We start from the raw sequence: 12103 nt of genomic DNA on the forward strand, positions 1-12103 counted from the left end.
TTTACAATAATCGAGTAATACGTTTGCGTATGGATTGCTTGATTAATGGTTGGTATTGGTCTTTCAACTTGGACACCTCTGTCAGTGGAAGGAATCCATCTGTATAATGCCGATGAAGGGTCTTTTTCATAAGCAATACCTCATCATCTGTTTCAAATAATTCATAGAATCCTTCTTCTCTAGCCTGTATCGACTCAAATTCATGGATGAGTTCTGGAACAATGGCTTCTTTTATTTCTTGTTTCACTTGATCAACGGTTACGGTACTCATAAAGTTAGGTTCCTCCTTTATCAATAGTTGTTTCACTGGACAGCGGTGATAAATAACTTTTTCTTGTTTTATTGTTTGAAGCTGCTCATGGTATAACACCTGATGCTTCGTGACATACGTCACTAAATAACTCAGGTAATCTTTTAAGAATATGTCGGCTCGTTTGCCATCTGGTTCCACACGATTAAACAATTGAACTAGCCCGTAAGAAATCGCAATAGAGACCATAATTACTAATTGATTCATTCCAAATAAGAGCAATAAGCTACTGAATACCAGCGCAAAGCTCACAGTAGCGACAGTAAAATCTTGCGCATAGACCACGAACGGTAAATTGACATTTTTCGCAATTTCTCGAATCATATAGGGGGCATTAAACGGCTCACGATAATCCAAAATCTGTTTTTCTCTGTTCATGGCTATAACCCGAAATAACTTTTTAGATTAGACAATGAATTTAGAACACTAGCTGGGTCTTTAATCACGGCATAAATAATGCCACCAAAAAACAGAATCGCAAAACCTTGTATCCACTTTGAATTCATAAATTCTTTAATGACTAAATAAACAACAACGACACCAAAAATTGGGGCAATCCAGTCATTTAAAATATAATTACTAGCTTCTTTTGCACTCGCGTCTGCATAAGCTAAGGATGAGGTTGAAAAAAACAGGAAAATTGCATTACAAAGAACAGAGAGTTTCATTGTTAGACATTGCTTTTTAGAATAGGGTTGGTTCATTTAAATTCCTCCTAGATAGTGCTGTAATTTTTCAATAAAGTACGTGTTGTCTCGGTGTTTCAGTCCTAATGTCATCGTTTCTATATGACTACTTTTGGTCTGTCCATCCACTATTTTGAACGTAACAAAGACGACAATCTGTTTCTCTTTTATCAAGGGTTCAATCGCTGCATCTGTAATTTGATAATCACCAGTCAATAACTCTGGTTCTTTCATCAAAAAGCTCATGTCTTCTATCGAATCTGAAACATATTTTTCAAGAAAAGCTTGCACAAAACTGGTAACTGCCTTTTCTTCTTTATTCTCTAATCTTTGGTACTGAGATCGATCAATTGTTGATTGAAGTGCCTTTCCAGATGTTAAAGAAGGTTCCATTGAAAAATAAGGATACGCAGTGACTTTAAACGATTGATTGCCTAATTGAACAAAAGGAATATTGAGTAACGTTTTTACTTCACTTTTCTCGTAATCGATGTATTTTTCTTTGCCCGTTACTTCTTTGTCTCCTTCTTTTTTCTTCACTTCTCGTTCTTTTGTGATGGGCGTTACAATTTCATAAGCAATCCTGTATTTTGCGATCGTTTGTCCCTGCTCACTCACTAAATCATAAAAATCAGAAGATAGTAATTTCCTTTCAAGCCCTGTATTTTTCTCTTCTTCCAGCTCAAAGTTGAAATACGTGTCTTGTAACGTATTAAGCCTCTCCTCAAACGCTTTTTGATCAGTTGGAAGTGAGATATAGGTAGTGATAAAGGGATGTAAGAACTGCTTGTATAATTCAGATGCAACAGGTGTACTCGTATTTTTCGACAGTTCTTCTTGGATGATTTTGGTTAATGCTGCTTGTTCTTTTTTTATCCTTCCTTGCATCTTGAAAGACTGAACCAACGCAATTGGACCACTTATCACTAAAAAAAGTGTCAGAATCAGAACACTCAAACGAACCGTTCGGATACTCGCTGCTTTTTCTTCTTTTGGGACAACTGGTTTCGGTTGTTTTTTCTCTTTTATAAAGTTCATAGAGTCACTCCTTGTTTTTTAATGTAAAAAAGAGAACCGCTTTACTAAATAAAGAAGTTCTCTTGTAGAAAGCTGGGTCCCATAAATTTTCAAACGACTAGGTTGGGAGCTAAACAGATAGGTTGCTTTGTAGAAATCGTAGGAAAAACCACGATAGACACCAGTCTCACTCAAACGCTCCAGTCCTTCAATATAGAGACTCGTATTCTTTGACAACATTCGTTCAAAGCAAAGCTCCCTTTTAGGCTGAAACACTAAATTCTCTCGTTGTGTCAATTTCTTAACGGTAAGAAATTGTCGGGCTTGTCGCTCAGGGATTTCCCCTTCCAAGCAAATAAATCCATAATGCTTCAATTCCTCGGTTAATTGTTTCTGGTTCATGTCATAACCTCAATAATGGTATTGTCACTTGCTTGATAGAGCCTCCCGTCCTGACGTAAATCCTCTCCAATCCCTTCATAGTCAATATTCCATTTGATAATATCTGGTACGCCAGAAAGATAGCCAAGATCATCCATTAGCTGTTCGGCATAATCTTTGTAAGAATAACAATCAGAGTAGACTTGAATTTCATCAATCTGTTCAAAAGCATCTAAAATATCATTGAAAAATCCATAGTCAACAAGTTCACCTAAATAGTTAATTGCAGGGTGCCCATTATGTTCATCTAGTTGTTCTGCAACTTCATTCATTTCGTTAAAATTTTCATAATGAGAAATTGTAAAGGGTGCCATATAGTCCGTTATTAAATGTTCTTGCCCATCATCTAAGTCGATTTTCTCTTTCACTTCTTCCCAGCCAATGGGTAATTCAAACCATCGTCCTTTATTAGCATGAATATTTTCAATATATAATTCAATCATTTCATTCACCTCTTATTCAAATAAAAATTGAGCTAGCAGTTGTTCCACTTCTTGTTGTGTAACAGATATGGTTTTAGAGGATACTGCTTCTTCCTCTTCTTGTATTAACAACTCTTTAATCGTTGTGGTTAGCTTTGCCAATTCCTCTTGGTCCTTTTCTTTCAATTCTGCTTGTTTAATACGAGTCATTAATTCATCCGTACCAAACGTTTGATCCATAATCCAAATTTTCTTTAGCGTTGGGGCAAGATAATTGGAGAGCCAACGTAATGATTTTTCATAGTTAGGTTTCTCTCCTTTCATGGTCAGCTTCAATTCTTGCATACTTTCAATGACCATTCGCCAGTTGGCGCTGTATTGAGTACGCATCCCAGCTTCGTCACAGTCATAAACTTTGATAGCAGTATCAATTAGTTCTTTGACGACCCATTCCAGTGTTTCACCAGTAGATAATAAATATTCAACAAAGAGATAGGCTTTTTCATCTGCTAATCGAATCTCATACCGATTCTTAATTCCATATTTTTGCCGAGCCATTTCAACAGATATCTCTTCTTTTTTCGCTAGTTCGTAATCCTTTTGATAGAAATTCAAATAGAATGGAGACTGGCGTGAGCCAAAATATAAAGACAGTCCCTTATTTAAGCGTTGCCCATTTTTCACAACAATTCCGCCAGTAAAATCAAAATTACGAAACGTTGTGTCAACTAATCCTTGCTCGTATTTTTCTTTTAGTTCAAATAAATCATAGTTTGGGTATAGCAATGAAACCTGTTCATCCAATGCCAAATCAATTCTAGTAATCTTTGTATCAATCATTAGGCGATCACCAAAGAGATTCGTTTCATACAGTCGCCAAAAAAACTCTGTCCATGTTTCTTGCTGCTCTTCCAACACTAGCTCATACTCACGACACCCTCGACCTCGTAATTCAATCATGACACCCATGTCTAAGTTTTCAGGATTAGCGAACACAAATATCTCACCAAAACAATAGGTTTCTGTGTAATGATTAAACCCATAATTTTTATAAATAAATACGTCTGGATTCATTCGTAATACCTTTTCAATGACTTGGTCTGGGGAATGAATCTTAAATCGAATCCGAAGAAAATCAATTTTTGCCTCCATTGGAAGAAGCCCACCTTCTACACAAAATATTTGATTGATTCGTTCAATAGCAGTTTTGGTGATGGTGCGTTTCCCTGTTTCAATCATTGATAAATAAGATTTACTCCAGTGAAGTTTGTCTGCAAATTGCTGTTGGGATAACCCTAGTCGATTGCGTAATTGTCTGATTTCTTGATTGGTCATTTTTAGCCTCTTACCTTTCTTGTACGTTCACAAAATCAATCCAAATCGTTCACACGTTTAAATGTCTATTCAAGCTAGGAGATATAAGGATTTCTGACGATTCTGTGTTCTCATTTTTAAAAAGTTACCCCCATGTTATTAAGCGGGGGATAACAGGTTAGAGCGAGCGTTGCTCGCCCTAACCGCTACACAGTCACAGACAGGATACCTGCCTGTTCCTTTTCGTTCTACCGCCACCCGTTATGACGTGTGGCTTTCACAAAGAAACCTTGTTCATAGACGAAGTAGTGTATATCAGCTCCTTCCATCCGCTGAGGCAACGAAAAAAGGAAAACGAAACACACTTCTTTTCCTTTCCCTTTTTTCATTGAAATGAGTTGATTTCCCATATACTTTATTAGTTACTGTTTCTCATCATACTTTTAGGTAGCTACTCTGATTTCTTTACCTCAAAGGCTTCTTGCGCTTCTTCAATCTCCTCCTCAGTTGGATCAACCTCTCTGGTATCTAATAGTTTCATCGTTTCAATCTTTTCAAACTCTTTTAAAAAGTTATAGCCTTTAGGAACAAATGGCGTATAGAATTCTCTTGGTACAGCTGAGCCATCATCCACATACCCTCTTCCTTTGATTGACTTATTGATGAATGCCTTATTTTTTTGATCCGATCCAAAAGTCATATAATAGCCCTGTTCTTGAAGCTTTCCAACACTCACTCGAAACAAGATATTATCTCGAATCCCTCCACCAAAGTTCTCTGCATCAGGGCGTTGTGTCGCAATAATTAAGAAAACACCTGCTTGACGAGCCTTCAATACCAATTCTTTGACATACCCTAGAATTTCATCCTGTTCTTTATAATTCAAGGTGCCAAAAAAAGCCGCCCACTCGTCTATGATGATGAAATAAGGCGGAATATCGTAATATGCAAAGTTCTTCCCTGTTGTATAGGTTGGAAGGAGTTTCATATAGACATAGCGGCGATTCATTTCTGCCACAGCATTTTTTAAGCAACGAGTAATCCATTTTGTTCCAGTAAAGACATGTCCTTTGAATAGTTTAAGGTCTTGTAAATCCTTTAAATCCGCTTCTTTTGGGTCGCAAATATCAACGGTTCCCACCTTTACTAATGCTTGAATCAATGTCAAAATCAGGTAGGTTTTTCCTCCTCCGGTGCCACCTGTAATCAACATATGTGGCACTTCTGCATAATCCCAAACCACGCCATCCATTAGTTTTACTTGACCATTTGTGACAACACAATCTGAAATAGCAATCCGTTTACTAATGACATCGATCATCAAAGAATAGGTTGTAAAGCCCATTTCTTTCTGTACATTGATAAAATCGGCAATATACATTTCTTCAAAGGTTTTCGCAATCTTTTCAAATCGATCATGCCACTTCATCCCGTCTGTCGGAACCGTTAAATAAAGAATTTCCTTTGTATTTCGATAATAGACTTTAGGGAAAATCATCTTTTCTGTGGTTCGCTCATTTGATTTTCGTTCTTTCTTATCATACAAGCCATTACTTTTTAACATCCGTGCTAACATTTGACGTTGATAGGCACGATAAAAGAAACCACCTTTGAGAAAAGATTGTCTTCTCCCCCATAAACAGATGAACAACGGAAGTAAGAGCAATAAAAAAAGCCCTCCAACTGGAAGAAGGAGAGCAGCATAATCTACTGATTTTTTTTCAGAAAATTTAGTTACTAATGGATATAGTACGAAATAGCCATATACAGCACTAGCAAGGAGCGCTGGAGACCACGTACCGAACAAGTAATGACGATAGAGATTCAAGTGATACGGGCGAATTCTGGTACCTCTGTAGTTTAAAAATTCCATCTCTTATTACCCTTTACCCTTGTGTCGTTCCAGTTGGTTTTTGTTTTTCAGGTTTCTGATGAAGTGCTGTTACCTTTTTAATTCCACCAGCTCGGATTTTAAAGGCTTGTTCGGATTGAATGGAATCATTGTACCCTGCGTAAGAAGAGAGCCATGCTAACGCAGTCACTTCACCTGTCAGTTCAATTTCATCATCATAAGAAAATGAAGCTAAATCCGTTGTTTCTGGCAATGCAACATCAATTTGATCATTTTTTGCTTCGGAATAGACTGTTACACGCTGTTCCCTTACCATTTCTGTTCGGTTCCCTTCGCTATCGTTTTCATAGATCGATTGATTACTTAAATAATAACAAGTGCCAAATGTTTTCTTGATATCAAAATCCTTAATAGTGTTTTCTTCAAATTTTAAACTCATTTATTTTTCCTCTTTTCTAGTTTAGTGTAATTAGCTGTTTAGCAAAGACTTGCAATTCTAACGTCCGGCTAGCCGTTCCAATGTTGTTTCGTTTAGCACTAGGAACTAGTGTAGCATCCTTCAATTCCACTTCTTTTCTCCCATCAAAGCGTTGTGAATTTCTCAGATTTGGCACAATGATTTCAAAATCTGGATGTAGTGCAGATGAAGCAGTGAAAATGCGACAAGGAACTCGTTTTCCTTCAACATAAATTTCTCGTTCCTCTTTCACCGTAGCTTTGATTTTAGCACCAAGCTGTTGATCCTTTAAGGCAATACTTGTGACACGATTTGACATAATTGATTCCTTCTTTCATTTTTTATTTTGTTTTATTTCCTTGTTTTTTCTTTGCATAAAAGTAGCTAGCAACGCCCATCAGTAACAAGCTTCCAAGCGCAATTTCTAAAATAGATGTTGTTTCACCTGTTTGCGGCAAATTTCCTTTTTCAGTTGGCGTAAGTTGATTGGTCATGGTACATTTGACGATCTCGCCATCTTCCTTGATTTCAAATTGAATCGGTGTTTCGTCTAATTGATAACCTGATGGGGCATCAAATTCTTGGAAATAGTACACACCTTTTGGTAATTTTTCAAAGGTAAATTGACCTTGGTTGTCTGTTTTCCCTTCAATCACTACTTTTTTATCTTTATCAAGAATACGAATGCCAGTATTTGGCAGAGTTTTTCCATTCGAAACGTCTGTTTTTGTTAATTCTGCATTCCCTTTAACCAAATGGTTTTTAATCTCTAGTAACACGATTGGTTCATCTTTTTTAGGCTCCTTAGAATCAGGCTCTTCGGTCTGATCGATACTTTCCTCTTCTTCTCTTGTTTCTTCATTCATTGTTTCACCAAGAAGCTGACCTTTACTATCATAGACTTGAACGCCTTTTAGTGTAGAGATAATTCGATAGGTTTCAGAAGAACCTACATAATCCTCAGAAGATGGTTGCTTCTCTTTCAAATAGAACGTTCCGACAGGTACATTCGTGAACGTAGCCAAAGAATTCTTATTAACTGTGACTGTTTGAATTACTTCTTTGTCTTCCGTTTCTAGGGTGAAAATAGCACCCTCGCCATTTCCAGTGAAGGTAAACTCATAGCCATTTTTTTCTTCTAACGTTGCTTCTTCATTTATTTTCTTTAATGAAAACTGATTAAAATGAAGTTTATTTAATAATGGTAGCGATTCATCCTCTTGATTGTCTTTAGGTGCATAGAGTTCAATAACTTTTTCTGTCTCATGATCCGTTGCTTTAAACTCAAATTCATGATGGGTCAAATCAATATCATGGTTTTCTCCAGCATCCAATTCTTGAATGTAGTACTTTCCTTCCATTAATTTTAGATTTGGAAAGACAAGTTCCCCTTCATTAACTGTTCCAAACGCTAATAAAGCATCAGCTGGCACAGTCGTGTTGTCGGTCATTGGATATTCTTGGTTCGTAAATAAGCCAAATACTTTGTCATTTGCTTTCACCTCTTCTAGTACTGGCACATTTTCCTTCCATTCCCGAATCTGTTCTTCATTTTTATGAACAGTGATCTTTAGCTGTTGAAAGTCATTCTTTGCTTCAAGTGATTGAGAAACCAGCTCAACATTTTGTCCTTCATAGGTAAACTCAAACGGCAGAGGTGTCGTATTCATTAGGTATCCAGCAGGAGCCGCTGTTTCAATGGCTTCATATTTTCCTAGATATAGCTTAGGCATATTAATTAATTCGCCATTTGCATCTGTTTTTACAGTCGCAACAACACTTCCTTTTTTGGCATGAACATAATCACCTACTTTAATGTCTTCACGAGCTTTAATAGTAAACGTCACATCAGCTAGAGGAACATAATCAAAGGTGATATCATGTAGCTTTCCATAGTCAGAATCCGTTATGGTAACTGTGGTCGCTTTTTGACCTGTCTTTTTCAATTTTAGTAATCCTTGTTGGGCTTTGTTTCCAAACACTACTTCAATTGTTTTATTTGGTTCAATCGTGATTTCTTTTGATTCTCCTTTATTCACAAACCCATTACTAGCAGTTACCTCCGTAATTTTGACCTTCGTACCTGCTTTTAACCCATCGATTTGAGCAAGACCATTCGTGTCAGTCACAATTTCTTTTGTTTGTCCGTTATACTCAAATTTCATTTTCGTATTGGGTAAAGCTTTCCCAGTATCTTCATCTACTTTTTTCAATTTTATATTACCATTGAGGTTCACTTTGATTGCTAGATTCATTTCTCCAGCATTGGATAATTTAAATGTGGCTACAGTCTGCTCACCAGGTTTCTTATAGATGAAACTTTGCCCTACTTTGTCTTTTGGAACCATACTGTATTGGAGCTCTCCAGACTCTTTTGAATTAGTCGTAGCAGTTAATTTTAGGATGTTTCCGTTTTTTTCAATTTTTAGATTTGCGGAATTTTCTAAGAGATTGTCATATTTTGATAAAACATTGTTTGTATCTGTCAGTGTGATAGAATCTCCAACATTCAAGGTAATGTTCTGATTCGCAAAACTTGGCTTAATTTTATGATTGGCTACTTTTTTTAGAATTTCATTTTTACGATTGGTGTAGTTTGGAAGCTGTGTGCTTAACAATGTATCTCCGAACTCTTCCCAAATAATGTTTTGAGTGATTCCATAATTTTCCATTGTAGGGCTAATTTGGTAGCCGTAATATGAAATCAAAGATAGCCGTTCTTTTTCTGCACTATTTAGTTCTGATGGTGTAAATCCTGAACCGCCGTTCAGTAAAACACCATGTTCAATACAAAAAGCAGGTTGATTATCAGCTTTAATCATATGCACACCATTGTCCGTCCAGTGTAAGCCCCCTAGTGAAGCAATATGCCAAGTAGAAACATAATCTCCAATTTTTTCATAATTGACCGAAGCTGCAAGAGCCGTAATTGGGGTAATAAAAAAAGCAATCATCACTGTGAGAACACCCACTAGCGAGATTGCTTGACGTTTTTTCTTATTCATTTATTTTCTCCTTTTTTTTATTAAAAAAATCTAATAAAAAATAGGTGTACACTGAGATACACCTACTTTTTATTTAAAGAATAATATTGTATCTATATAGATTAAGTCTCAATAGATACTTCAACAGATTGCTCAATTTCTATTTGTGTTACGATTGGTGTATAAAGATCAGTACCTACCTCGGGTGTCTCTATTGAGACTATTAGTGAATACCTTATTTTTTCATTGGACTTTCCTAAATAACCGCGCTCTCTCCACCAACCAATTATAGGATATACAGCCACATAATTAGTATCACAAAAATTTATCGCCACATCTTCACAAAAATCTGAATGAATTGATCCGACATCTCTATTTCCAGGTCCCAAATACCAATTTCTTTTAGTACCATCACCACTATCTTTTCTATCATCTCCACGCATTTTAACATTCACTCTTTTTTTGAAATCTTCTAATGTTTCATCACTATTAATAACATCAAATCTTAATCCACAAGATGGATAACGATATTTATCTTTCCAGCCAATCTCACCTGGTCCAGGTTCGATAAAATATGATAATGTCACTTTAAGCTTAACATCGATTTCGCCTAATGATTGAAGAACATCTTTAGGCCAAGGGATTTTATGAATATGCATATCATTCATTTTTCCAGACTTAAACGGCTGTAATTCAGATTGAATGATAAGATTTACGGAATTATTAGCACATTCAATTGCTTTTTCTAAATTAGGAATTCCATACCCACATGTACGTAATAACTGCTTTATTCCAACTGTCTTTTTATCATCAGTTCGGAATTGATTAATCATTTTATTAGTCCAATTTGCAGAATGTACTATTAAGGCACGAGTAGTTTCTGGCCAAATATCAGGATACTCATTATGAATTTGACTTGCCATCCACGAAGCTTGTGCAGTAGCTGAACTTGTTCCCCAAGTAGTAGTTAACGGTTTAGTCAGAAAATCTTTACTAGTCGTCAAAAGGGATAAATCTTCACACTCTGAAAAATCAGTCCCATTAGTTACCATATTTCCACCATCTAATAATATCTCTGGTTTGATTGGCCATTTATCATTCCATAATTTAGATGTAGAACTGTATGGGGATAATTCTCCCACATCTGCAATTGCTTCACAGCCATTATAGTCAGAAGAAGATATTCTAACATCATTAGAATATGCACCTACAGTGATAGCATTCCATGATTGACCTGGATTTTCTATGCTATGAAGAATGTTGACATCTGGATATGGCGAGCTATTTAATTCTTTCGGATGTACATTTCCACCACTAATGAAGAATAAACGTTTCTCTCCATCTCCATTCACTCCAGATGTTATACTATCAATAGCAGCTGACCAAGATGTAGGGCTACCATCATCAGTATTATAGTTGGGGGCTGTTACAGCCATGCATAATGTTCTGATTGCCTTAGGATTCGTGATTTCCGAAAGAAAAACTGCCTGTTCAGTAATAGCACCATATAAATCAGGAGAATTTTCTCCTCTAGGAGGTAAAATTTTTACAGATTCTATTTTATGATTGATTGTAACTTGATTACTACCACTCATTTTTTCTTTAAGATTATAGTACAAAGCGACTCCAGCCATTTCTGTTCCATGACCATCGTGGTCAGAAGAATTCCAAGCACTATTGACCGCCTGAATTGAAGTGGAATCGACAATTGCCGGAAATAAAAGTGGATGTTCTGAATTTAGACCTGTGTCTAGTAAACAAACTGTTATGTTTTGATCTGTAAAATTTGTTCGTGTTAATAATTCATCAATCCAATCTTGTTGATCTACCCCTGATAAATCATCAAAAAAACTTGTTTGTTCAGGAGCTCTACGAAATTCAGCTATATATTCGCAAATATTAATTAAATTTACGAGTTGTGATTTTTTAGCAAAAATCAGTTTAACGATTCTTTCTGGAAAAATTAGAATTCGCTCATTAACTTCAATTCCTAATTCTTCACAGCATTGTATCAAGCTGGTAATAGCTAAATCTTTATTCAGTTTATTTTGAGCTGATTTCGAATTTTTAACATCGTATCTAATCCAAACTTCACACCATTTTGCTTCATCATCAGGTATATCTTCTATTTTCCCAGTCCAAAATGAATCAAGCATTGCTAGAGAAATATCTTCAATACTTCTTATTAAATCATTATGTTTGGGATTTCCACTCTTTTCAGATACCTCAGTGCCATATGCTTTAACTTTATTTAAAAAATGAACTTCTTTTCCATCAGGTACATAAACGATTGCTTTCACCTGTTTTGTTTCCATATTTTCTTTCACGTTTAAAAGACGTATACCTTGTCTTCTATCTTCAAGACTCTTTACGGACATTTCATGACCAATAGAACCTGAGAATTCCAGATATACGCCATTTTTATATCTTATTGCAGCTGCTTGCTTCTGATTTTTTGATCGTTCATAACTATCATTTAGTTTACTTTGAATAAAGTTTGCATGCGCATTAACATCTTTTCTTACTGGATAGTTGGGCTTTATTGGAATAGAGCGCCCTGAATAACCTAAAGATGTTTCAGTATTACGTAAAAAAATATTTCGTTTATCAACAGTCAAAA

At 36.0% G+C, this 12103-nt stretch carries 11 protein-coding genes; all 11 read right to left on the reverse strand.

The window, feature by feature from the left end; genetic code table 11:
- Position 1: 1 nt before the first annotated feature.
- A complete protein-coding gene (locus tag ID741_RS12240) occupies positions 2–688 on the reverse strand; it encodes a TcpE family conjugal transfer membrane protein (RefSeq protein WP_438720146.1) in 687 nt (228 codons plus the stop codon).
- Between the two features lie 2 nt (positions 689–690).
- Positions 691–1014, reverse strand: coding sequence for a TcpD family membrane protein (locus ID741_RS12245; protein WP_438709658.1), 324 nt, complete (start codon positions 1012–1014; stop codon positions 691–693).
- The gene (locus ID741_RS12250; RefSeq protein ID WP_438720147.1) at positions 1015–2034 is read right to left on the reverse strand and encodes a conjugal transfer protein; all 1020 of its coding nucleotides are present in this window, start codon (positions 2032–2034) and stop codon (positions 1015–1017) included.
- Between the two features lie 18 nt (positions 2035–2052).
- Positions 2053–2415, reverse strand: coding sequence for a hypothetical protein (locus ID741_RS12255; protein WP_438720148.1), 363 nt, complete (start codon positions 2413–2415; stop codon positions 2053–2055).
- Entirely contained in the window at positions 2412–2897 is a 486-nt protein-coding gene (locus ID741_RS12260; protein WP_438720149.1) for an antirestriction protein ArdA, read from the reverse strand. Before ID741_RS12260 ends, ID741_RS12255 begins: the two co-directional genes overlap by 4 nt.
- Before the next feature lie 12 nt (positions 2898–2909).
- A complete protein-coding gene (locus tag ID741_RS12265) occupies positions 2910–4211 on the reverse strand; it encodes a replication initiation factor domain-containing protein (protein WP_438720150.1) in 1302 nt (433 codons plus the stop codon).
- A gap of 430 nt (positions 4212–4641) precedes the next feature.
- The gene (locus ID741_RS12270) at positions 4642–6063 is read right to left on the reverse strand and encodes an FtsK/SpoIIIE domain-containing protein (RefSeq protein WP_438720151.1); all 1422 of its coding nucleotides are present in this window, start codon (positions 6061–6063) and stop codon (positions 4642–4644) included.
- Between the two features lie 13 nt (positions 6064–6076).
- Positions 6077–6481 carry a DUF961 family protein gene (locus ID741_RS12275; protein WP_438709652.1) on the reverse strand — a complete coding sequence of 135 codons (405 nt, stop codon included), beginning with the start codon at positions 6479–6481 and terminating at the stop codon, positions 6077–6079.
- Positions 6482–6497: 16 nt separating this feature from the next.
- On the reverse strand, positions 6498–6818 hold the full coding sequence (locus ID741_RS12280; RefSeq protein ID WP_438709651.1) for a hypothetical protein: 321 nt from the start codon (positions 6816–6818) through the stop codon (positions 6498–6500).
- A gap of 22 nt (positions 6819–6840) precedes the next feature.
- Positions 6841–9504, reverse strand: a complete 2664-nt coding sequence (locus ID741_RS12285; protein WP_438720152.1) for a SpaA isopeptide-forming pilin-related protein — start codon at positions 9502–9504, stop codon at positions 6841–6843.
- Positions 9505–9605: 101 nt separating this feature from the next.
- Positions 9606–12101, reverse strand: coding sequence for a S8 family peptidase (locus ID741_RS12290; RefSeq protein WP_438720153.1), 2496 nt, complete (start codon positions 12099–12101; stop codon positions 9606–9608).
- Positions 12102–12103: the final 2 nt, after the last annotated feature.

Source organism: Enterococcus sp. AZ103, assembly GCF_051714685.1.
In the GTDB taxonomy this organism is placed as follows: domain Bacteria; phylum Bacillota; class Bacilli; order Lactobacillales; family Enterococcaceae; genus Enterococcus_A; species Enterococcus_A alishanensis.

Coding starts and splice junctions, on each gene's coding strand:
- ID741_RS12240 (WP_438720146.1), bottom strand. CDS start 688: ATGAACAGAGAAAAACAGATTTTGGATTATCGTGAGCCGTTTAATGCC.
- ID741_RS12260 (WP_438720149.1), bottom strand. CDS start 2,897: ATGATTGAATTATATATTGAAAATATTCATGCTAATAAAGGACGATGG.
- ID741_RS12245 (WP_438709658.1), bottom strand. CDS start 1,014: ATGAACCAACCCTATTCTAAAAAGCAATGTCTAACAATGAAACTCTCT.
- ID741_RS12275 (WP_438709652.1), bottom strand. CDS start 6,481: ATGAGTTTAAAATTTGAAGAAAACACTATTAAGGATTTTGATATCAAG.
- ID741_RS12280 (WP_438709651.1), bottom strand. CDS start 6,818: ATGTCAAATCGTGTCACAAGTATTGCCTTAAAGGATCAACAGCTTGGT.
- ID741_RS12265 (WP_438720150.1), bottom strand. CDS start 4,211: ATGACCAATCAAGAAATCAGACAATTACGCAATCGACTAGGGTTATCC.
- ID741_RS12255 (WP_438720148.1), bottom strand. CDS start 2,415: ATGAACCAGAAACAATTAACCGAGGAATTGAAGCATTATGGATTTATT.
- ID741_RS12285 (WP_438720152.1), bottom strand. CDS start 9,504: ATGAATAAGAAAAAACGTCAAGCAATCTCGCTAGTGGGTGTTCTCACA.
- ID741_RS12270 (WP_438720151.1), bottom strand. CDS start 6,063: ATGGAATTTTTAAACTACAGAGGTACCAGAATTCGCCCGTATCACTTG.
- ID741_RS12250 (WP_438720147.1), bottom strand. CDS start 2,034: ATGAACTTTATAAAAGAGAAAAAACAACCGAAACCAGTTGTCCCAAAA.